The sequence below is a fragment of the Kitasatospora herbaricolor genome (assembly GCF_030813695.1).
GTDB classification, from domain to species: Bacteria; Actinomycetota; Actinomycetes; order Streptomycetales; family Streptomycetaceae; genus Kitasatospora; species Kitasatospora herbaricolor.
On sequence record NZ_JAUSVA010000002.1, the window covers coordinates 9,140,404 to 9,162,531 of the forward strand.

Here is a 22,128-nt window from a genome sequence, read left to right on the forward strand (position 1 = left end):
GGCCTCAGGCAGGCGGTGCGGTCGATCGCAGGGCGTCGGCGACGCTCGCCAGGAAGCGGGGCAGGATCTCGGGACGCCCGGCGGCCCGTGCGGGGTTCAGCTCGCCGATCGAGAGCACCCGGGCGCGGGGGTCGTGGCAGGCGGTGTCAAGCACCCCGGCGATCGCCTGGAGCGACGGGCCGCTGTTGCGGCCGTCGGTGCTCTCCGCGAGCGGCGCGTCGGTGAAGTCCAGCACGTCCACGTCGATGTGCACCGCCAGCGCACCGGGCGGGAGGGCGCCGAGGGCCCCGGCCACCGCGCCCTCCGGAGCCGAGGCCAGGTCCGCGCCGGAGACCCACCGCAGGGACAGCAGCCGGGCCTGCTCGCGCTCCCAGGGGGTGGAGCCCGCCGGGTCGGTGCCGAGCAGGTACAACTGCTCCGGGGTGAGCAGCGGACGGCGGTGGAAGGCCGCGGCCAGCTGCTCCGCCGCTCCGGGCAGGTCCAGTCCGTGGGCGAGGCCCATCCAGTCCAGGGCGCCGTCGATGCTGCTCACCGGCGTGTTGAGGTCGAAGTGCCGGTCGATGTAGAGCAGACCGGCGTCCGGGTCGTGCCGGATCAGGGCGTCCATCACGCCGAGCGCGATGGTGCAGTTGCCGCCGATCAGCAGGACGTCGGCGTCCTGTTCCAGCGCCGCCGCCACCTGCCCGGCGACCGTCCGCACGGCCAGGACGGCCGCTGCGAGGTTCTGGGCCCGTGCGTGCGCAGGGTCCGGCGCCCAGACCTGGAGCGGTCCGTCGCCGGCGTCCCGGACCTGGCGGCCCGCGGCCCGGAGCCGGTCGACCAGGCCGAGGTCGCGCAGGACCCGTGGCGCGGCCTCCTGGCCGGGTGCGTAGCTGCCCGCACTGGTCGGCGCGCCCACCAGGACAAGATCCCGTGGCATACCTTCATCATCGCCGCCGGCCCCGGCGGGTGCGAGCGGGGGCTGACGGGGGCCGGGCCGGCAGCCGCCCCGGCCCGGCCCCCGTCCCGCTTCAGCTCAGTTCCAGCACCAGCTTGCCCACGTTCTCGCCGCGGAAGAGCATCTGCAGCGTCGCGGGGAAGTCGTCCAGCGAGCCGCTGACCACGTGCTCCTTGACCTTGATCTGCCCGGTGGCGATCCAGCCGGCGAGCTCGCGGGCGGCGGCGCCGAAGCGGGGCGCGTAGTCGAACACCACGAAGCCCTCCATCCGGGCGCGCCGCACCAGCAGGCTGAGGTAGTTCGACGGGCCCTGGACCTGCGTCTCGTTGTTGTACTGGCTGATCGCCCCGCAGACGACCACCCGGGCGTGCAGCGCCAGGCGGGTCAGCACCGCGTCCAGGATGTCGCCGCCGACGTTGTCGAAGTAGACGTCCACGCCGTCCGGCGCGAGTTCGCGCAGCGCCTTCCTGACGTCGTCGGAGCGGTAGTCGACGGCCGCGTCGAAGCCGAGTTCACCGGTCAGCATGGCGCACTTGTCGGCGCCGCCGGCGATGCCGATCACCCGGCACCCCTTCACCTTCGCGATCTGGCCGACCATGGTGCCCACGGCGCCCGCGGCCCCGGAGACCACGACGGTCTCGCCCTCCTTGAGTGCTCCGACGTCGAGCAGCCCGAAGTAGGCCGTCATACCGGGCATGCCGAGCGCGCCGAGATAGGTCGACAGCGGGGCGAGCGCCGGGTCGACCTTGAGCACGCCCTTGCCGTCGGAGACCACGTACTCCTGGACGCCGAAGGTGCCGACCACGTGGTCGCCGGGCCGGAACCCGGGGTGCTCGGACTCGGTGACCTCGATCACCGATCCCGCCCGCATCACCTCACCGATGCCGACCGGCGGCAGGTAGGAGGGGCGGTCGTCGAGCCACCCGCGCATGGCCGGGTCCAGCGAGATGAAGCGCGTCCGTCCGGCGAACCGGCCCTCTCCGGGTGCCGCCGCCGGCTCGGTGACGTGCTCCCAGTCCTCGGGCTTCACCTCGCCGACCGGTCGCGCGGCGAGGCGGATCTGGCGGTTCGTTCCGGACATGACGTCTCCTGTCGTTCGGGGTGGGCCGGTCGAGGCGCCGGTCACCCGGCCGGCCCGGCCGGTCCGGGCCGCGCGGGCCGCAGGTCGGGTGGGCGGCCCGTGGGGTTGCGGGAGTAGTCTAAGCAAGCGCTTAGTCACCTGGCTAGGCACGTCCCGGTCACAAGGGTCACCGTGGTCACAGGAGTCACTGCGGTCACAGGGGTCGCTGCAGTCGGAGGGTCACCACGATCGGCAGGGGCGCCACGGGTCGACGGCGCCGGCCAGGCCGCCAGGGCGTCTCCCGGCGTGCGGGGGCCGGCCACGCCGTGGTCACGGAGCCGCACCGGGGTCCGGGGCCGCCGTCCAGCCGCCGTCCGGGGCGGAGACGGTGCCGGGGCCGCCGTCCAGGACGACCCGGAGGCCGTCCGCAAGGACCTGGACGGAGCCGGCCCGCAGGCCGAGCGGGTACGGGCGGCCGTCGGACGGGCCCCACCCGCCGCCCCGCCCCGGATCGTCCGGCGGGAGGCCGCGGCCGAGGACGGTCAGGCTCGACACCGTCAGGGACACCCTGCCGTCGGCGATCACCGGGCGCAGGGTCAGCCGGCCGAATCCGCCCTGGCCCAGGGCCACCTCGACCGTCCCCGCCGCCGGGTCGGTGCGCACCTGGCCGACCGGCGTCGACCCGGCGGCGGCGCGGACCGCCGCGCCGAGGGACCGGACGGGGACGGTGACCTCGGCGTGGGTACGGGCGACGGTCGTGGTGCCGCCGAGGCGGACGTCGTCCAGCCTGGCGCGGACGGCGGCCTGCGGGAGCGGTCCCAGCCGGGCGTCCTCGCTGCTGATGTCCAGCCGGGGGATCCGCCGGTTCGCCAGGTCCCAAAGGGCCGAGCCGTCGCCGGTGCGGGCCGTCAGGGTGTCCCCGAGCGCGGGCGCCGCCCGGGCGATCCTGCTCCGGATGAGCTGACGGGCCGTGAACTCGCCGGCCCCCGCGCCCGCCGCCAGCACCAGGGCCAGTGCGGCTGCGAGCAGGCGGGTGCGACGCCCCCGCGCGGCCGGCCGGGGCCGGTCGGTCCGGAGCCGGCCGGGCCCGGACCGGAAGGGCCGCCGCCTCACCGCTGCTCACCCCGGGCGGCCGGGACGGCGGGGCCCTCGGGGTCGAAGTGCGGCAGCAGCGCGTCCAGCCGGCGGGGCAGCCACCAGTTGGCCCGGCGGAAGAGGTACATGCTCGCGGGCACCAGCAGCAGGCGGACCACCGTCGCGTCGATGATCACACTGACGCCGAGCCCGAGCGCCAGCATCTTGACCACCACACCGGTGGAGAGCAGGAAGGCCAGGAAGACGCTGGTCATGATCACCGCCGCACAGGTGATCACCCGGGCCGTGGCGGCCAGGCCGGTGGCGACCGCCAGGTGGTTGTCCCCGGTGCGCAGCCAGGTCTCGCGGATCCGGGAGAGCAGGAAGACCTCGTAGTCCATCGAGAGCCCGAAGACGATCGCGAACATCATCATCGGCACGTAGGACTCCACCGGGACCCGGGCCGTCACGCCCAGCAGCGACGATCCCCAGCCCCACTGGAAGACCGCGACCACCACGCCGTGGGCGGCGGCGATGGAGAACAGGTTGAGCAGCGCGGCCTTCACCGCGATCAGCACGCTGCGGAAGACGGTGAGCAGCAGCAGGAACGCGGCCGCGACCACCACACCGACCACCAGAGGCAGCCTGCTGACCAGGGTGTCGGTGAAGGTCAGCCCGGTGGCGGTGCCGCCGGTGACGTAGCCGACGGCGCCCGTCCCGGCGAGCGCGTGCGGCAGGCCGGTGTCCCGCAGGGTGTGGAACAGATCCGCGGTGCGTTCGTCCTGCGGGCCGGTCCCGGGGGTGACCGTGGCGATCAGCAGGACGTCGTCGGGGCCGGAGGTCGGCGGCGAGACGGCGGCGACGCCGGGCAGGGCCGCCAGCTCCTGGCGCAGCGAGGAGGCGAGGGCCTCACGCCGGGCACGGTCGGCGACCAGGGCGCTGTCCAGCTGGACGACGACGGTCAGCGGCCCGTTGGCGCCCGGGCCGAAGTTCTCGCCGATCAGGTCGTAGGCGCGCCGGTCGGTCCGGCTGGTGGGCTGCGCGCCGGCGTCGACATGGCTGAGCCGCATGGAGGCCACCGGAACGGCCAGCACGCCGAGCACCAGCAGACCGCCGACCAGGTACAGCCACGGCCGGCGGCCGAGCGCCCCGGCCCAGCGGTGCCAGACGTCCGGGTCGCCGACCGGTTCGGCGACCGGCGTGCGCACCCGGAGGCGGTCGATCCGGTCACCGAGCAGCCCGAGCAGGGCGGGGGTGAGGGTCAGCGAGGCGGCGGCGCCCACCAGGACGGTCAGCCCGGCGGCCGCGCCGAGGGTGCCGATGAACGAGACCCCGCCGGCGTACAGGCCGGCCAGCGCCATCGCGACGGTGGCGGCCGCCACCAGCACCGCCCGCCCGCTGGTGGCGACCGTGCGCCCGACCGCCTCGGCGGGCTCCGGGACGTCCCGCAGCAGCGCCCGGTAGCGGGTGGTCAGGAACAGCGCGTAGTCGATGCCGACCCCCAGGCCCATCATCGCGGCCAGGGTGGGGGCGGACCGGGCGAAGTCGACCCGGGCGGCGAGCAGGCCGAGCCCGCCCAGTCCGGCGGCCAGGCCGGCCACCGCGGTCAGCAGCGGCAGCCCGGTCGCCGCGACACTGCCGAAGCCGACCAGCAGCACCAGGACGGCGACCGCGAGGCCGATCGCCTCGGACGCCCGGTCGGCGGCCTTGGGCGCGGTCAGCTGCCCGAGCGGCGCGCCGTACTCGACGGTGAGGTGGTCGGCGCGCAGCGGCCGGACGGCGCTGTCGAGCCGGGCCAGGTAGGCGTCGCCGTAGCCCGCCGGGTCGGCGCCGAAGTGGACGGTGACGATGCCGGTGGAGCCGCTCGCGGAGAGCGCCCCGGGGGTGCCGAGCGGGTCGGTGACGGAGAGGACGTCCGGCAGCCGGCCGAGGCCGCCGACGGCCGCCTCGACGGCGTCCCGGTGGCCGGCCAGCGACCCGGTGCCGGCGCTGATCACGATCGGCGCGCTCACGCCCGCCGCGCCGCTGCTGTGGGCCCGGAGCAGGTCGGCGCCGGTCTGGGCGCCGGTGCCTGGCAGCGAGAAGCTGTCCGCGTAGTCGCCGCCCCAGGCGCGGTCGGCCACGGCGAGCCCGGCCAGCAGCAGGGCCCAGACGGCGAGGACGCGCCAGGCGTGCCGGGCGCACCAGTGGCCCGTCCGGTGCAGCAGGCCGGGTCGTCCGGGCGTCGGGGAGCGCGGTGGCTCCGGGAGGGGTGCCGGGGAGTGCGGGGTTCCGGTCCCGGTCGGTTCGGTGCCGGTCGGTTCGGCGCCGGTGGATGCTCTCTGCATGGGCGGCACTCTGCCGCACCGGCGTACGGGGACCATGGGCGCACTGTTCGGGGAATGTACGGGCCGCCGGGGCCGGGGGCCGGCCGCGGGGCCGCGTGGTTAGCATCGGTGGCGTCCCCGCACGTGAGCCCCCTCACGTCCCCGCAGGTGAGAGTGGCAGCCGTGACGCAATCCATGGGCCCCGGGCCGCAGTCCAAGGGCCTGGTGCTGATCGTCGAGGACGAGCGCCACATCGCCGACGTGCAGCGGCTCTACCTGGCCCGCGAGGGCTTCGGCGTGCACGTGGAGGGCGACGGGGCGGCCGGGCTGGCCGCGGCCCGGCGGATGCACCCGGTCGCGATCGTGCTGGACATCGGCCTGCCGGGTCTGGACGGCATCACCTTCTGCCGCACCCTGCGGGACGAGGGCGACTGGACGCCGGTGCTGCTGGTGACCGCGCGCGGCGAGGAGGCCGACCGGATCCTCGGGCTGGAGCTGGGCGCCGACGACTACCTGACCAAGCCCTTCTCGCCGCGCGAACTGGTCGCCCGGGTCAGGACCGTCCTGCGCCGGGCCGGCGGACCACCGACGGCACTGCCGGGCAGCGTCGGCCGGCTCTCCGTCGACCCGGTCAGCCGCACCGTGCGCAGCGACGGCCGGCCGGTGGAGCTGACCACCACCGAGTTCAACCTGATCGAGCACCTGGTGCGGCACCCGAACCAGGTGTTCACCCGGGAGCAGCTGCTGGCACGGGTCTGGGGCTACCCGGGCTACCGCGACACCCGGATGGTCGACGTCTTCGTCTCGCAGCTGCGCGCCAAACTCGGCGACGCCAGTCCGATCCGCACCGTGCGCGGGGTCGGCTACAGCGCGACGGACCCGGCCGGATGAGCGGCGGGCGCACCCCGCGCGGCTCCCTCACCCGCGCCGTCGTCGGGCTGACCACCGCCGTGGCGGCCCTCGCGGTGCTGCTGACCGGGCTGGTCACCTGGCAGAGCGCCGCGCACGGCGCCGAGCAGCGCGAACGCGAGCAGCTGACCCGGCAGGCTACGGTGCTCAGCCGGGTGCCCGACCTCTCGCCGCTGCTCTTCGACGGCGCCCAGGTGCTCGGCGGCCCGAACGGCGAGGAGTTCGCGGTGCTCACCCCGGACGGGCGGGTGGCCGGCGTCGCCACCCCGGCCCTGGACACCGCCTCCAGGGCCGCGCTGCTGGCCGGCCGGCCGGTCTCCACCACCGGTGTGCTGGCGGGGCAGGAGGTGTTGCTTGTCGGCCGGCCGAGCCTGCGCGGCGGCGCCGTGGTGCTCACCGAGCCGTACTCCGTGGTCGAGCGGAACACCGGCCGGATCCGCCGCAGCACCGTCCTGCCGCTGGTGGTGGGCATGGTCGGCGCCGCGCTGGCCGGCGCCCTGCTGGCCCGGCGGACCGCCCGCCCGCTGGTGGCCGCCGCCCACGTCGCCCACCGCCTGGCCGGCGGTGAACGCGGGGTGCGGGCCACCGTCGACGGGCCGCGCGAGGCGGCCGAGATCATCCACGCCCTCGACGTCCTGGACGCCGCCCTGGCCCGCAGCGAGAGCAGGCAGCGGGACTTCCTGCTGTCGGTCTCGCACGAGCTGCGCACCCCGCTGACGGCGCTGCAGGGATACGCCGAGGCGCTCGCCGACGGCCTGATCGAACCCGGGCGGATCCCCGAGGTCGGCCGGATCCTGGCCGACGAGACCCAGCGGCTCGACCGCTTCCTCGGTGACCTGCTGGACCTCGCCCGGCTGGAGGCCGAGGACTTCCGCCTGGACACCGGCCGGACGGACCTCGCCGCGCTGGTGGCCGAGGCCGCCGCCTTCTGGGCCGGCCCGGGCGCGGGCCACGGCGTGTGCCTGCGGGTGGAGCCGGCCGCGGGCCCGGAGCCGGCCGGGCCGCCGCCGGTGGTCGACACCGACGCCTTCCGGGTCCGGCAGCTGATCGACGGCCTGGTGCGGAACGCCCTGCGGGTCACCCCGGCCGGCGGCGACCTGGTGCTGGCCGTCCGGCCCGCCGCGGGCGGCGGCGCGCACCTGCAGGTCCGGGACAGCGGGCCGGGCCTGACCGACGACGACGTCCGGGTCGCCTTCGACGCCGGAGCGCTCTACGAGCGCTACCGGGCCACCCGTCCGGTGGGCAGCGGCCTGGGCCTGGCCATCGCCCACCGGCTGAGCGGTCTGCTCGGCGGCACGATCGGTGTGGAGGGCCACGGGCCCGAGGGCGGCGCCGCGTTCACGGTGACGCTGCCGCCGACGGCCGGCCGAGCGGACCGCGCCGGTCAGGCGCTCTGAAGGTCCGGGCCGGCGGTCACGCAATGGCGTCCGCCCGCCCGAGACGTCTCGGTCGCGCCCGGAATCCGCCTGCCCGCCGCAGGGATTGACGGGGCGTCGTCACAATGGTTCAGTGGCTCAGCCACTGGACCACCGAAGGGACAGGCCTGATGACGACCAAGCCCCGGCGCGGCACGGCGTTCGACGAACGGATGGTGGGAACGGTGCGGCTCACCGGCGAGGCCGGGGCACGCCCGATCCGGCTCGACCTCGCCGCCGGTGCCGACCGGGTGGTCCTGCCGCACCGCACCACCGAAGCCCGCCTCACCGGCCGGGTCCGGATCGAGGGGCTCGCCGACGACCCGGCGGCGACCGGGGAGTTGGAGATCTCACCGCTCGCCCGCCGACGGATCCGCTACCGGCTCCACTTCACCGCCGCCGGCCGCCGGCTCACCCTGCACGGCTGGAAGTCGCTCTCCCCGCGCCGGCCGCTCACCTCGCTGACCGTGCTGCCGTTCACCCTCCTGGAGGACGGCGCCGAAGCCGGCCGCGGCACCCTGCGATTCCCCCCCGCCACCGGTCTGCTGCCCTTCCTGGCCGGTTGGCGCTTCCCGCGCCCGCGCCCCGCGGACGCCGACCTGCTGCCCCGTCCGGACGGCGGACCCGGCCGGACGGAGGTCTGGTACACCACCCTCACCGACCCGGCCACCGGCACCGGCCTCTGGCTGCACCACGAACTGACCACGCCCACCGACGGCCGGCCCGCCCACGCCCACGGCTGGATCGCCGTGTTCCCGCCGGACGGCCGCGCCCAGCACGCCCGGTACGGGCCGCAGGCACCGCCTGGCCCCGACACCCCGCCCGAGTGGCTGCGCGGCGCGGCCGGCCCGTACAGCTGGGACCTCACCGAACGACCCGCCGGGCCACCGCTGCACACCTTCCCCCGGTGGGCCTGGCGCCGCCCGGTGCTGCCCGCCGCCCACATGCTGCCGGCCGCCACCGCCCGCTACACCGGCACCGTCCGCCACCCCGGTGGCACACTCACCCTTGCCGACGCCCCCGGCGCCACCGCCCGCATCCGCGGGCACGGCAACGCCCACCGCTGGGCCTGGCTGCACGCCGACCTCGGCGGCGGCGACGTGCTGGAGGTGATCGCCGCCGTCGCCCACCGGCCCGGGCTGCGGGGCCTGCCGCCGGTGGTCCTGCTCCGGCTGCGCCGCGACGGCCGGGTCTGGCCGCGCAGCGCCGTCCGCTCCGCCCTCGGCGGCTTCCGGGCCCGGATCGGCCTGCCCGGCTGGAGCGTCACCGGCCGCACCGCGCTGCGCCGGATCACCGTGACGGTACGCCAACCACCGGAACGCACCCTGACCCTGGACTACACCGACCCGGACGGCAGCCGCGCGGTCTGCCGGAACAGCGAGGCGGCCGACGCCGAGATCACCGTGGAGCGCTGGTGGGGCCGCTGGCGCCCGCACGCGCGCTGGGAGCTGACGGGCACCGCGCACGCCGAGGTCGGCCGGCGATGAGCCGCGAACACCCCGACCTCCGGAGCCGGCCGGGGAGCAGCGGCCGGAGCGGCAGCGGCCTGGTCGCCGCCCTGCTCGCCGACGACGGCCGCGACGCCTGGGTCCCCGGCACCGCCGGCCGCCTGGACGACCTGCTGGCCGCCATGCCGCGCCCGGCCCGGGCCGCCCACCGGGCCGCGACCGCCGCCCTCGACGGGTACGCGCTGCTGCGCACCGGCGCCCGGCTGGACGACCTGCCGCCGCCCGACCGCGAGGCGCTGATCGCCGGGCTCGCCCGCCGGCCCGCCCTGCTGCCCCTGCTCGACGTGCTCAAGGTGCCCGTCCTGCTGGCCGCCGGGACGCAGCGGCTGCTGCACCGCAGCCCCTTCCCGGCGCCCGCGCCCGGCGCCCCCGAGGACCCGCCGCTGGACTGCGTCCCCGCCGCGGAATGGCCGGACCGGGCGACCGCCGACGCGGTGGTGGTCGGTTCGGGCGCCGGCGGCGCCGTGGCCGCCCGCACCCTGGCCCTGGCCGGCCTGCGGGTGGTCGTCGTGGAGGAGGGCCGGCACCACAGCACCGCCGAGTTCGGGCGCCGCGCCCCGCTCGACCGCTTCGCCGAGCTGTACCGGGACGCCGGCGCCACCGTGATGGCGGGGGTCCCGCCCGTGCTGCTGCCCACCGGTCGCGCCGTCGGCGGCACCACGGTGGTCAACTCCGGTACCTGCTACCGCACTCCCGACCGGGTGCTGGACCGCTGGCGCTCCGCCCACGGTGTGGACCTCGCCGACCGGGCCGCGTTCGGCGCCGGCCTGGACGAGATCGAGCGGACCCTGCGGGTCGCCACCCAACCGCTGGACGTGCTCGGCCGCAACGGCCTGCTCGCCCTGGCCGGCGCTGCCGAACTCGGCTGGCGGGCCGGTCCGTTGCGGCGCAGCGCCCCTGGTTGCCGGGGCTCCTGCCAATGCGTGGTCGGCTGCCCCGCCGGGGCCAAGCAGAGCGTGCAGCTCTCCGTGCTCCCGGCGGCCTGCGCCGCGGGGGCCCGGATCGTCACCTCGGCCCGGGTCCGGCGGATCCTGGTGGACCGGGACCGTCCGGGCGGCCCGCGCGCGGCCGGGGTCGCCGTCCGGCGGCCGGACGGCACCCGTCTGGAGATCCTCGCCCCGCTGGTGGTGCTCGCCGCCGGGGCGCTCGAAAGCCCGACGCTGCTGCGCCGGTCGGGGCTGGGCGGCCACCCGAGGACGGGCCGCAACCTCGCCGTGCACCCGGCCACCAGCGTGGCCGGCCGGTTCGCCGAGGCGGTGGCGGCCGGGCCCGCGGTGCTGCAGAGCGCCGGGGTCGAGGAGTTGCACGAGCAGGGCATCCTGATCGAGGCGACCGCGCCGCCGCCGGGCATGGGGTCCTTCGTGCTGCCCGGTCTCGGGCGGGAGCTGCGGAGCGAGCTGGCGGACGCCGACCGGCTGGCCACTCTCGGGGCGATGATCGCGGACCGCCCGGGCGGCCGGGTGCACGGCAGCCGCCGGACGCTGCTGAGCTACCGGCTCGACCCGGCCGACGGCCGCTCGCTGCTGCGGGCGGTCGGCGCGATGGGCGAACTGCTCTTCGCGGCCGGCGCGCAGGAGGTGCTGACCGGGCTGCCGCGTGCTCCCCGGGTGCGGTCGGCGGCCGAACTGACCGCCTTGCTCGACCGATGCCGGGCCCGGGACCTGCACCTGTCGGCCTTCCACCCGTCCGGCACGGTCGCGCTCGGCGCCGATCCGGCCGTCGCCCCGGCGGATGCGCGGGGGTGGCTCCGCGGGGTCCGCGGGGTGCTGGTGGCGGATGCCTCGGGGCTGCCCGACTGCCCGGGCGTCAACCCGCAACTCACCGTCATGGCAATGTCGTTGGCCGTCTCGCAGGCGGCTGTTGAGAGCGGCTGACGCTGGGTAATATCGATGTTGTGTCATGTACGCACTGGATAGGATGCGGCCGCACCGCACCCGGTGCCGTCCGCCCTCCCCGACCCGTCAGGAGTGCACACCCATGTCCCGCTCCCGCACCCGTCGCGGCGCCCTCGCCGCCGTCGCCGCCGTCGCGTTACTGACCATCACCGCCGGCCCGGCGACAGCCTCGCCGGCCCCCGCCGCGCCGCCCGCCAAGGGCGGCGAGGTCACCCGGATCGAGGAGCAGGTCGCCCGCGACCTCGCCCGTTCGCTCGCCGACCCCGCCTGGCGGGCCGGGCTGCGGGCCGGCGCGGACGCGGGGACCGCGCAACTCGCCCCGCTGGCCTCGCGTTCCTCCGCGCCCGCCGCTCGCGGCCTCGCCGCCGGTGTCGCGGACGCCGACCGGCGGATCGCCGCCGCGAAGGGCCTCGGCGCCGAACCAGGCCCGCTGCTGCAGGTGCAGTTGGCCGACCCCTCGATGCGGGCGGCGCTCGACGCCGGCCTGGCCCCGCTGGTCGCGGCGGCCACCGCCGACGACCACGCCCGGACCATCACCGCCTACGACACGGCCGGCCGCTCGCACCTCCTTCGGACCGAGGAGATCCCGAACCGACCCGTCTACCTGGTCGACCTCGACTCCGCCCGGACCACGGCCGCGGGCCTGCGGGTGCTGGGCGCCGAACTCGCCCGCCAGGGCCTCGGCCTGCCGGTCGCCCGGCCCGCCGCCCCGGCCGCCGCCGGCTGGTGGGCCACCAAGATCGACGCCGTCGAGGTCAAGGACGACGAGGAGCCCTGGTTCAAGGGTGACGCGGAGATGTTCGCCCTGGTCACCGGCTTCGGGCTTGACGGCAAGGTACGGGTCGACTCCGTCGACATGCCCTATCTCAACAACGACGGGACGGTCTACCGCCCCAACCAGATCCTGGTCAACTGGTCGAACTACAAGTACAACCTGGCCGACGTCGTGCTGATGGAGGACGACGGCGACACCAACTACCAGGCACTCGCCACGGCCATCGCCGCCGTCCTGCTCACCATCGCCGACCAGGGCGCCTACATCCCGCTGGTGAACGCCGTCCTGTCGGCCGTGCCCGCCTCCTGGTGGACCGACGACCCGGACTACGTCGACTCCTGGTACACCCTCGCCCGGACCAGCTCGGGCCGCCTCGACGGCGCCGCGGCCAACGGCTGGCTCAGCGTCTCGCCGTACTTCGTCGAGCAGTTCTGACCCCCGGCCGCCGCCGGCACCGGGCCGTCCGGAGCGCCCCTCGCCGGGCGCCCCGGACGGACCGGGCCGTCCGCCCCCGGGGGTCGCCCCGGGCGGTGCTTGACGGCCGGCCCGCCGGCGGCTTGACTCCGGTCACCGGTGGCGGAGCCACCCGGACAGCGCCACGACCGGTGCGACGGCGGGCGCCCGAGCGGCGGCCGACGGCACCCCCCCGCGACCGAGGAGACCGTCCGTGCCCGTCGAGATCATCGCCCGCCAGTCCGTCGTCGACGTGCTGGAGCACCGGCTGCGGGACGACATCCTCGGCGGCGCCCACGCCCCCGGGGAACTCCTGCCCCCCGAACGGGAACTCGCCGCCGGCTACGGCGTCACCCGGACGACCCTCAAGCACGCCCTCTCCCGGCTCGAACAGGCCGGACTGCTCAGCACCCGGCACGGCATCGGCACCAGGGTGCGGGACTTCCTGCGGCTCGGCGGCGCCGACCTGCTGCCGATGCTCGCCGCCCAGGACCGCGGCTGGCTCGCCGAGATCTTCGAAGTGCGCCGCCACATCGGCGCCCTGATCGCCCGCCGGGCCGCCGACCGCCGCACCGACCGGCAGGCCCGGCGCCTGCGCGACCTGCTCGACGAGATCGCCGCGGCGGCCGACGGCGACGCCGCGCAGCTCGCCGAGGCCGAGGTCCACCGCGAACTCGCCCGCGCCACGGGCAACCGCGTCTACCTGCTGCTCACCAACACCCTGTTCAACGCCTACCTCCCGGTCCGGGCCGCCCTGCGGGCCCCGTTCGAGGACCCGGCCGCGGCCGCCGCCCGGCTCGCCCCGGTGGTCGCGGCGGTCGCCGACGGCCGGGCCGTGCAGGCCGGGACGGCCGCCGAGGCGTACCTGGCCGAGACCGAACGGCTGATGCTCGGCGCTCTCCAGGCCGGCCGCGAGGGCTGACCGGGCTGCCGGGCTGAACGTGGTGCCGGATGCGGCGGGCCGGCCTGCCGGGTGCGGGTCCGCGCGGATCGGTGATGATCCACGGCCGCGCCGACGGTCTACACTGATGTAGACGTGTGGATGTGACAGCGGCCCGGCGACGAGAGGTCCTCCGCGGATGCCCCAGCCCAGCGGTCGGCCCCTGGTTCCTCCGCGCGCCGCCGCGCTCACCGCCGGCATCGCGCTGACGGCCTTCGGCGTGCTGGCCCTCCTGCTCGCCCTGCACGGCTGGGGACCGTTCCCCGCCGAGTCGTGGCTGCACGACCGGGCGGTGACGCACCGTCCCGGGTGGGCCGTGCGCCTCGCGGGCGCAGTCACCGACCTGGGCACCGGCTTTCCGCCGTACGCCGCCGCGGTCGGGGCGGGCGTCCTCCTGGCGCGGGGCGTCGAACCGGTGCGGCGGCGGATCCTGTGGATCTGCGGTCCGGTGCTGGTGCTGGCGGTGGGGCAACTGCTCCGCAGGGGTCTGATGCTGGCCTTCGCCCGGCCGCGCCCGCCGGCGGCCGACTGGGTCGGCGCCTCGCCGAGCGGCTACGCCTTCCCCTCCGGCCACGCCTTCACCGGTGCGCTCGCGGCCGGCCTGCTGGCCTGGGCCGTCCTGTGCACGGTCCGGCGCCGGGTGGCGGTTCCGGTGGCGCTGCTGCTCGGGGTGGTGGGGGTGGCCGTCGGCCTCACTCGGGTCTACCTCGGCGTGCACTGGCCGTTCGACGTGCTGGGGGGCTGGCTGCTCGCGGTGGGCTGGTTCGCGCTCTGCCTCGTGCTGGTCCCGCCGGCCTTCCGCCGGACGCGGCGCGTCACCGGCGAGGCGGCCGAGCCCGCGGACCGGGGCGGCGGGGCGAGCGCGTAGCGTGGGCCGCCGGTAGGTGATGCTCGCGTGGATCGTGGTCCGGATCGGGGGAGCGGGCCGGGCCGCCGGCGACCACCCGTGCGCCGTGCCGCGGCCCTGCCGTGGTGCCGGTGCGGACGGGTAGGGTCCGGCCATGGAGAGGGTGGAGTTCGTCCCCGAGAAGGTGGCCTGGGTTCTGGTGCGTGGCGGTCGGGTGCTTGTCACGCGCGACCGCGGGGTTGACGTCTTCTACTTCCCCGGTGGGAAGCGGGAGCCGGGTGAGTCCGATGCCGAGACCCTGGCACGCGAGATCGACGAGGAGCTCCGGTCCCGCGTCGACACGGACACGATGGTCCATGTCGGTACCTTCGAGACGCGGCGGGACACCGACGGACGTACCGAGTTCCGGATGATCTGCTACACCGCCGATGTCACCGGTCCGCTGACCCCGTCCGGCGAGATCGCGGAGTCGGCCTGGTTCGGTTACGGCGATCGTGCCCGGGTCTCGGCAGTGGACCGGTTGGTGTTCGACATGCTGCATGCGTCCGGCCGGCTGGCCTGAGCCCGATTCCGGCGATGATCCCGGCGTTCGGCCACCAGAGCTCACGGTGCCCGGCGAGGCCGGGGACGGTCCTGCCGTCGCCGCGCGGTGACGGTGCACCCGATCTCACAGCCCGCCCCGGTGCGGGCTGCCGTGGCGATCCGCCGGGCGGCTGCCGGCCGCTCCGCCCGGGGTTCGGTGGGCGGGGTGTGTGGGGATTCGGGGTGGAGTTGCCGCGTCGTTCACCCCGTACGGCAAATTCTTGGCAAAGCTCGGTGGTGGCCTCCCCGGTTCTCCGGGGGCCTCGGGCCAGTCCACCGGCGGGTTAGAGGGGCCCCGGACGGGTGTTCGGGTACTTCGGGGCCGGTTTGATCTGCGCGCGTAGAGGTGGTCTCCTAGGTGCCCTCGGCGCACGGAAGGGGCTGGTGATGCGTCTTCTGAGCACGCTGCCCGTACCGACGCTGACGGATGGTCAGGTGTCCATCCGGCGGCCGGAGGTGGACGACGCCGCCACGCTGCTGGCCGGATCGAGGGATCCGCTGGTCCGTGAGTTCATGCAGGGGGTGATCCCCCATCGGGACATGGCGGAGGCGCGCCGCTGGCTGGCGGAGGTGCCCGGCGCCCTCTGGGCACGGGACCGGGCGGCGTACTTCTCGGTGGTGGTGGGGGACGGGCCTTCGGTGGGCTGGGCCGAGCTGGTCGACCTGCGGCCGGCGGAGGGCGCGGCCGAGGCTTCGATCTGGCTGCTGCCGCAGGCGCGCAGCCTCAAGGTGGCGAGTTCGGCACTGCGGTTGATCTGCAGGTTCGGCTTCGAAGGGCTCGGCCTGTGTCATATTGACGCGTACGCCGCAAGGGATAACATGCCCGTTCAGGTGGTCGGCGCGTCCATAGGTTTCCGGCGTGCGGGCTACCGCCCGGGGCTGTTCCGCAGCTCCCGGACCCAGACGCTGCACGACGCCGTGCATGCCACCCTGCAGCCACAGGATCTGTGCTGAGACAGGGATTGTGTTCCGAGTACGGGGGTGCTCTGTGAGGACAAGGCGACGGCCATGCCGTCCAGGAGGAGAACGTGATGTCGGGGGGAACCGGGATTCCGGTCTTTGCGGCCGGAACTGACGAATCGTCGGTACACGGCCTGTCGTACGTCCACGGGAGCTCACAGCTCCCCTCGGGCCGGGTCGCGCTCACCGTGGCGGCGGACGGCCGGCTCCGGGTGGAGGCCCTCGTCGGCACCACCCGGACGGTCCGGACCGGCCGACTCGATCTGGCCGTCCTGAACCGCGTCCTGGGCGCGCTGCTCGCGGGCCCGCCCGGCGCCGCGCCCGGCCGGGACGCCGCGCCCGACGGCCCCGCCGCCGCGGCGGACACCGGCCGCCGGCTCACCGTCACCGGCCTGCTGCCGGACGGCGACGCGAGCTGGGACGACGCCACCACCAGCCCGGTCCCGGGCGTGGGACGGGCCCTGGAGGCGCTGGCCGCCCAGGTGCTGGACCCGGCCGCGGCCGGCCGGCTGCCCGGCGTCCTGCTCGCGCTCGACGAGATCGACCCGGCCGAGGCCGGAACCACCGCCCGGCCCGCCGCCGCGATCGGCACCGTCGGCGGTCGCGCCGCGTACGCGCTGGCCGAACCCGAGCAGGGCTTCGGCCTGGTGGCCCTCGACGGCGCCGACCCGCTCGGCGGCTCGGGGACCGAGGCGGGCGTGCTGCCCACCGCCCTGGCACTCGGAACGGCCGGCGGCCGCGAACTGTTCGCCGTCGGCGGCGCCGACGGCGCCGTACAGGTCTGGGACGCCGTCAGCGGCGCACTGCTGCACGGCACCGCCGGCGGCGAAGGGGCCCAGGCGGTGACCGCCGGACTCGTCCAGGGCGTGCCGCTGGTCTTCTCGGCCGGCCGGCAGGGCGAGGTGCAGGCCTGGCACGCCGAGGACGGCCGGGCCCTCGGGCTGCTGTCGGTCGCCGGCCAGGGCGCGGCGGTCCTCTGCCACGCCCGCTGCGCCGGACTCGACCTGGTCGCCGCCGCCGGCGACGACGCCCTGGTCCGCGTCTGGGACGCCGCCACCGGCGAACAGCTTCACCTGCTGGTGGGCCACGGCGACCGCGTCACCGCGCTCGCCGTCCTCAGCCTCGGCGACCAGGCCCTGCTGGCCTCCGCCGGGCAGGACGGCAGCGTCCGGCTCTGGGACCTCGCCACCGGGCAGCCGCTGGCCGTGCTCACCGGCCACTCCGGCACGGTCACCGCCCTCGCCTTCCTGCGCACCGGCGGCGACCCCCTGCTCGCCTCCTGCGCCCTCGACGGCACCGTGCGCACCTGGGACGTCTACACCGCCCGCGCCCTGGACGGCCGTCCCGTCGCCCGTGGCTGGCTCACCGCGCTGGCCGCCGTCCCGCACGACGGACGCGACCTGCTGGTCACCGGCGACGAGAGCGGGCAACTCACCTTCTGGGACCCGGCGACCTGGACGGCCGTCGGCGACTGCGCGCCCGGCCCCGGCCAGGACTTCCCGGTCAACGCCCTGGCCGTGGGCGAGCTGGACGGGCGGCCGGTGCTGGCGGCCGGCCACGGCGACGGCACCCTGCGCCTGTGGGACGCCGCGACCCGCACCACCCTGCACACCGCCGCCCCGGAGGGCGGACCGGTCACCTCCGTGGCGCTCTGCCCCGCCGGAGACCGCACACTCGTCGTCTGCGGCACGGCCACCGGCGCGGTCCGCTGCCTCGACCCCCGCAGCGGCGCCCCGCTGTCCGTCCCCACCTCGCACACCGGGCCGGTCTCGGCGGTCGCCGTCGGCGCCCCGGACCAGGACGGCCGGGCCCTGCTGGCCTCGGCCGGCACCGACGGGACCGTCCGGGTGCGGGAGGCGCTCGGGGGCGCCCCGCTGCTGCGCCTGACGGCCGATCCGGCGGGGGTGACGGCGCTGGCCGTCGGCTCGGTGGCGGGCCGTCCGACGCTCGCCACGGCCGGCCGCGACGGCACGGTCCGGCTCTGGGACGCCACCGACGGCGCCCCCGGCCCGGCGCCGGCCGGCTCCCTGCCGGGCCCGGTCACCGCGCTCTCCTTCGGCCTGCTGGACACCCGCGAGGTGCTGGTCGGCGGCGGCGCCGACGGGTCGCTGCGGATCTGGGACGCCCGGGACGGCAGCCCGGCGGGGGACTTCGCCGGAGGCGGGTCCCCGGTGCGCAGCCTCGTCCTCCAGGACCTGGGCGGCGAGACCCTGCTGGCCGCCGGCGACCAGGGGGCGACCCTGCGGCTCTGGCACGCCGGGAGCGGAACACTCTTGAACGAGGCCGAGTTGGACCGGCTGCCGCTGGCGGTCGCCTTCGGCGAGGCCGGCCTGCACGTGGTCGGCCCGGGCGGGGCGACCACGCTCTGACCGGCACGGCAGACGCAAACGGATCGTGACGAAGACCGCCTCCGGCCCCCAGCGGGCCGGAGGCGGAAGGGGACGGGCGGCGGCAACGGCGCCCGGGAAAGTGGGGTGGGCGGCCATGAGCGGTTCGTCGTTCCAGATCGACCTCGACGAGGTCGAGGCTGCGGCCAAGAAGATCCGGACCATGCTGGACGACCTGGAGGCCCCGGCCGCCCGGCTGGACGCCGTGATCAAGCAGATCCAGCCGACGGTCTACGGCACCGACAACGTGGGCAAGTCGCTGACCGGCGGCACGTCCTCGGTCGGCGGACTGTCCGAGCACCAGAAGCAGGTCTTCGAGGGCGTCAAGCGCTACCTGCAGAACTCGGCGCAGCTGGCGGCGAACCTGGAGCTGATGTGCCAGCGCTACCGGGCGACCGACGAGGCCCGCGCGGTCGACCTGCGGGCCCTGGACGGGGGCCGCGGCGAGACCGAGCCCGTCCCGGCGAGCCTGCCCACGGTGCAGGAGCCGCCGATCCCGCAGAAGGACCCGGTCACGCTGCACGTCCCGCACGGCCAGGCGGACATCTACCACGACCCGACGGCCCCCGAACTCGACTACAACGAGCGCGATCCGGACCCCGAGCCGATCCCGCGCCCGGCTCCCGGCGGCGCGCACAACCAGCTGATCTGATCGGTCGGTCCGTCCGACCGGCGGCCGCCCACGCGGGCCGGGGCCGCCGCCCCGGGGGGCCCGGGAGGCCCACCGGCGCCGGGCGGCCCGGCACCGCACCCGCTCCGCCGTACCGGTGACACGGCGTCGGGCCCGGGGACCCCGGGCCCGGCCGTCCGTCGCCCCCTCATTCCCCTCATCCGTCCCAGGCCAGCCGGCCAGCCGAAGAGAGCGACTCGTCATGATCGAGCTGCCGTCCGACCTCGCCGAGGTGCTGAAGGTCGTCCAGAGCAACGAGCACGGCTCCGGCATCGTGTTCCCGAACGCCAACGAGGAGTTGCTGGCCGAGCTGGCAGCCGCCTGGGAGGCCTGGAACACCGCCGCCGAACCCGCGGTCCGCACCATCGTGGCGAGCGCCAACCGGGCGATGGCCAACATGTCCGGCGCCGCCGCCGACAGCTTCGAGGCCTACCTGCGCAAGTACGCCGGCACCGACCAGTCGCACGCGGTCACCACCCTGGACGCCGGGGTCGCGATGGCCCAGTCGCTGCGTGGGGCCGAGCAGGCGGTGACCCAGACCAAGAGCGAGATGGTCCGTGAACTCCGTTACGCGAAGGAGTACATGGACCAGAACCCGGCCGGCAAGCACGACGACATCGCCCAGTCCGAAGGCATCAAGACGGCCGCGGACACCTACAACCGCTACGTCGGCCAGGTCGGCACCAGCGTCGACTCTATGCTCCGGGAGAGCGCCGGCCACATCGAGCGGATGACCGGTGCCGGCCAGATCGCCACCCTCGGCAGCCACGGCGACGGAACGACGGCCCCGACCCGGGGCACTGCGGCCGGCGCCTCGTTCGACCCCTCCACCCTCCAGCGCCCGGACGGCGTGGACCTGGCCTCCTACTCCGGGGCCGTCCCGCCCGGCGGCTCGGCGGCCGAGTTCTCCCCCTTCAGCGCCGCGGACGGAGGGCCCGGCGGGATGCCGGGCACGCTTCCGGACGGAATGGGGGGCGTCGGAGGGTCCGGTGGCAGCCCCTACCGGCCGCAGCTGGCCTCCTTCAAGCCCTTCGAGCCGCCGGCCCCCGGCGGCCTGGGCGGCTTCGGCGGCGTGTCGGGCGGCGGGTCCGGCGGCGGCATCGGGATGGGCGGCGCCGACCTGCCCGTCTACCGGCCCAACCCCACGAGCCTCAGCCTGGCAGGACTCTCCGGGTCGCAGAGCAGCTTCGACCCGAGCGGCGGGATCGGCGGCGCACTGAGCCCGTGGAGCGGGACCGGTCGTGGCTCGTCCGGATCGGGACCCACCCTCGCGGGGGGATCGTTCGGCGGAGCCTTCGGCGGGGCGTCGCCGTTCGGGGGCCTGGGCCTGCCGGGTGGCCTCGGCTCCGGCGCGACCCGGCCGTCCACCGGCGGCAGCCGGTTCACGCCGGGCTCCACCACCGCCGCGTCGGCCGGACGGGGCGTCACGGGGACCACCGGACGGAGCCTCGGCGGCGGCATGCCGGGTGCCGGCGGTGCCGGCCGCGGCTCGGCCGGGGGTGCGGCCGGCGGCTTCGGCGGCGGTCGCGGGGGCGGCAGCGGATCGGTCGCCGGCGCCCGGGCCGGCAGCGCGCGATCGGGGCTGGGAGTCGCCGGCAGCGGCGAGGGTTCCACCCGCTCCGGTCTCGGCTCCGGCGCGGGCTCGGGGCGCGGCGGTGCGGGCGGGGCCGCCGGCGCCGGTGCGGGCACCGGCCGCAGCGCCTCGGCCGCCGGTGCGGGCGGCGCCCACGCGGGCGGTCACCCGGGCGGCGGCGGTGGCCGCGGGGGCAAGGGCAAGGGCGAGGGCAACCGCTTCGTCCGGCCCAGCCGGTTCGGCGAGTGCGGAGCGGAGGACGAGGACGGCTCGGCGCTCACCGACTCCGGTGTCCAGGGGCAGGCCGTTCGGCACGAGCAGGGCGACCGCCGGATGGAGCAGATGCGCCGCCGCTGGCTGGACGCCGCCCGCAGCGACGACCAGGGCGCCCCGCAGGGCACGGGCGCGCAGCACGCGGGCCGGCCCGGCCCGGACGGCGCGGACGGCGCCGACACCGCGAGCAGCGAGCAGGCGCTGCTGACCCAGCTCGCCAGCGCGGTGCTGGGCACCGCAGCGCCGCAGGCCGATGTCCCGGACACCGGCGCGGCGACCACCGAGCCGGCGGGCACACACCTCGCGTCCGCCACGCCCACCGCGACGGCCGCACCGCAGGGTGCGGCCGACACCACGGCCACCGGCGACGACGCCTACCTCGACCGGGCCCGTGCGGCGGCCGCCCGCCGCGGCCGGCCCGACGAGGAGGCCCCGGCGGGGCGCGCTCCGGAGGCCGGCGCGTCGCCCTCCACCACGCCCGCCGCCGAGGCCGGGCGCCCCGCGCCCCTGCGGGAGGAGGGCGGGTTCCAGGTGCCCAGCCCGTTCCTCCGCGCCGCGCTGTCCCGGCTGGCCGCCACCGGCTCGCTGGAGGGCGCCGACGCCGCCCGCCCGGCACCGGCGGCCGGCCGATGACGCCTGCCGACCGGCCGCAGTCCCGTCACCCCGCCGCTCTTCCGACCGGCACCCCGACCAGCCAGAGGTGGAACCGCCGTGGATGAGCAGCCCGAGCTGCAGCCGACCCGGGTGACCCAACGGGTCGTCGCACAGGCTGAGCCGGTACGGGAGGCTTTGCGTCCGACGGACGTCGAGCCGATGCAGGCGCCTTTGCGTGCGATGGAGGCTGAGCCGATGCAGGCGCCTTTGCGTGCGATGGAGGCCGAGCCCATGCAGGCCGCCTTGCGTCCGTTGGAGGCCGAAGCGGTGCATCCGCTTGCCGCCCGGACCCGTAGCACCGCGCTCCGCAGCCCCGAGGGCGAGTCCTTGGCGGCGCAGGACTCGCTGGGCGCGGAGCAGGGAGAGGCGACGGCTACCAAGCGGCTGGCCACCCCCACGGGTCAGGACGGCCTGCCCACCTCCCCGACGGCGGCCGCCGCCACCGTGCCCGGGTCGGCGGGCAGCGGGTTCCAGATCGACCCCGAGCAGTACAGCGCGGCCATCGGGCCGATCCTGGCCGCCTCCGACCAACTGGCGCAACTGGTCACCGGCCTGACGGCCTACCTGGACCACACGCACTCCACCGCCCCCTGGGGCAACGACGAGTCGGGCAAGAAGTTCGCCGAGGGGGAGAAGGGCTACCTGACGTACAGCACGGGCACCCTCAAGGGACTCAAGGGGATGCCCGAAGCCGTGCGTTACATCGCCGACGGCCTGAAGGCGATGACCGAGAACTACCGCAACAGCGAGGCGGCCACCGCCGAGGTCTTCGGTGGCGGCAGCGCCGAGGCGGACGTCGCGGCCGTCCGCCAGCCCGCGTCATGGAGCGCACCGGTGGACCCGACCCTGCCCACCGCCACCCTGCGCGGCATCGCCGACGCGCCGTCGCACACCAACCGAAAGGCCTGAT

17 protein-coding genes are annotated in these 22,128 nt (G+C 76.4%); 13 read left to right on the top strand and 4 right to left on the bottom strand.

Annotated features, from left to right (window positions below; all coding sequences use genetic code 11):
• Window positions 1-4: 4 nt before the first annotated feature.
• From J2S46_RS39340 to J2S46_RS39355, 4 genes are all read right to left on the bottom strand, one after another.
• Window positions 5-919, bottom strand: coding sequence for an arginase family protein (locus J2S46_RS39340; protein WP_191290944.1), 915 nt, complete (start codon window positions 917-919; stop codon window positions 5-7).
• Window positions 920-1,010: 91 nt separating this feature from the next.
• The gene (locus J2S46_RS39345; protein WP_191290943.1) at window positions 1,011-2,018 is read right to left on the bottom strand and encodes an NADP-dependent oxidoreductase; all 1,008 of its coding nucleotides are present in this window, start codon (window positions 2,016-2,018) and stop codon (window positions 1,011-1,013) included.
• Between the two features lie 309 nt (window positions 2,019-2,327).
• Window positions 2,328-3,110 (bottom strand): hypothetical protein, encoded by a 783-nt coding sequence (locus J2S46_RS39350; protein WP_191290942.1) that lies wholly within the window; start codon window positions 3,108-3,110, stop codon window positions 2,328-2,330.
• Window positions 3,107-5,398: an MMPL family transporter gene (locus J2S46_RS39355; RefSeq protein WP_191290941.1), complete on the bottom strand. Its 2,292-nt coding sequence runs from the start codon at window positions 5,396-5,398 to the stop codon at window positions 3,107-3,109. Before J2S46_RS39355 ends, J2S46_RS39350 begins: the two co-directional genes overlap by 4 nt.
• A gap of 162 nt (window positions 5,399-5,560) precedes the next feature.
• On the opposite strand from J2S46_RS39355, the gene J2S46_RS39360 reads away from it, so the two are divergent.
• The 13 genes from J2S46_RS39360 (at window position 5,561) to J2S46_RS39420 (ending at window position 22,127) form a co-directional block, all read left to right on the top strand.
• A complete protein-coding gene (locus J2S46_RS39360; protein WP_229912859.1) occupies window positions 5,561-6,268 on the top strand; it encodes a response regulator transcription factor in 708 nt (235 codons plus the stop codon).
• Window positions 6,265-7,683 carry a sensor histidine kinase gene (locus J2S46_RS39365; RefSeq protein WP_191290940.1) on the top strand — a complete coding sequence of 473 codons (1,419 nt, stop codon included), beginning with the start codon at window positions 6,265-6,267 and terminating at the stop codon, window positions 7,681-7,683. The genes J2S46_RS39360 and J2S46_RS39365 overlap by 4 nt, the downstream gene beginning before the upstream one ends.
• Before the next feature lie 149 nt (window positions 7,684-7,832).
• Complete coding sequence (locus J2S46_RS39370) at window positions 7,833-9,188, top strand: tocopherol cyclase family protein (RefSeq protein WP_229912858.1); 1,356 nt, start codon at window positions 7,833-7,835, stop codon at window positions 9,186-9,188.
• The gene (locus tag J2S46_RS39375) at window positions 9,185-11,083 is read left to right on the top strand and encodes a GMC family oxidoreductase N-terminal domain-containing protein (protein WP_191290939.1); all 1,899 of its coding nucleotides are present in this window, start codon (window positions 9,185-9,187) and stop codon (window positions 11,081-11,083) included. Before J2S46_RS39370 ends, J2S46_RS39375 begins: the two co-directional genes overlap by 4 nt.
• A gap of 103 nt (window positions 11,084-11,186) precedes the next feature.
• Entirely contained in the window at window positions 11,187-12,314 is a 1,128-nt protein-coding gene (locus J2S46_RS39380; protein ID WP_191290938.1) for a DUF3103 family protein, read from the top strand.
• A gap of 232 nt (window positions 12,315-12,546) precedes the next feature.
• Window positions 12,547-13,254, top strand: a complete 708-nt coding sequence (locus tag J2S46_RS39385; RefSeq protein WP_191290937.1) for a FadR/GntR family transcriptional regulator — start codon at window positions 12,547-12,549, stop codon at window positions 13,252-13,254.
• A 157-nt stretch (window positions 13,255-13,411) separates the two neighbouring features.
• Window positions 13,412-14,140, top strand: a complete 729-nt coding sequence (locus J2S46_RS39390) for a phosphatase PAP2 family protein (RefSeq protein ID WP_191290936.1) — start codon at window positions 13,412-13,414, stop codon at window positions 14,138-14,140.
• A 133-nt stretch (window positions 14,141-14,273) separates the two neighbouring features.
• Window positions 14,274-14,681 carry an NUDIX hydrolase gene (locus J2S46_RS39395; protein ID WP_191290935.1) on the top strand — a complete coding sequence of 136 codons (408 nt, stop codon included), beginning with the start codon at window positions 14,274-14,276 and terminating at the stop codon, window positions 14,679-14,681.
• Window positions 14,682-15,088: 407 nt separating this feature from the next.
• Window positions 15,089-15,655 carry a GNAT family N-acetyltransferase gene (locus tag J2S46_RS39400; RefSeq protein ID WP_191290934.1) on the top strand — a complete coding sequence of 189 codons (567 nt, stop codon included), beginning with the start codon at window positions 15,089-15,091 and terminating at the stop codon, window positions 15,653-15,655.
• A 194-nt stretch (window positions 15,656-15,849) separates the two neighbouring features.
• A complete protein-coding gene (locus tag J2S46_RS39405) occupies window positions 15,850-18,030 on the top strand; it encodes a WD40 repeat domain-containing protein (protein ID WP_307352688.1) in 2,181 nt (726 codons plus the stop codon).
• A 115-nt stretch (window positions 18,031-18,145) separates the two neighbouring features.
• Complete coding sequence (locus tag J2S46_RS39410) at window positions 18,146-18,700, top strand: hypothetical protein (protein WP_191290932.1); 555 nt, start codon at window positions 18,146-18,148, stop codon at window positions 18,698-18,700.
• Between the two features lie 220 nt (window positions 18,701-18,920).
• Window positions 18,921-21,197 carry a WXG100-like domain-containing protein gene (locus tag J2S46_RS39415; RefSeq protein ID WP_191290931.1) on the top strand — a complete coding sequence of 759 codons (2,277 nt, stop codon included), beginning with the start codon at window positions 18,921-18,923 and terminating at the stop codon, window positions 21,195-21,197.
• A 216-nt stretch (window positions 21,198-21,413) separates the two neighbouring features.
• A complete protein-coding gene (locus J2S46_RS39420; protein WP_307352692.1) occupies window positions 21,414-22,127 on the top strand; it encodes a hypothetical protein in 714 nt (237 codons plus the stop codon).
• Window position 22,128 lies beyond the last annotated feature (1 nt).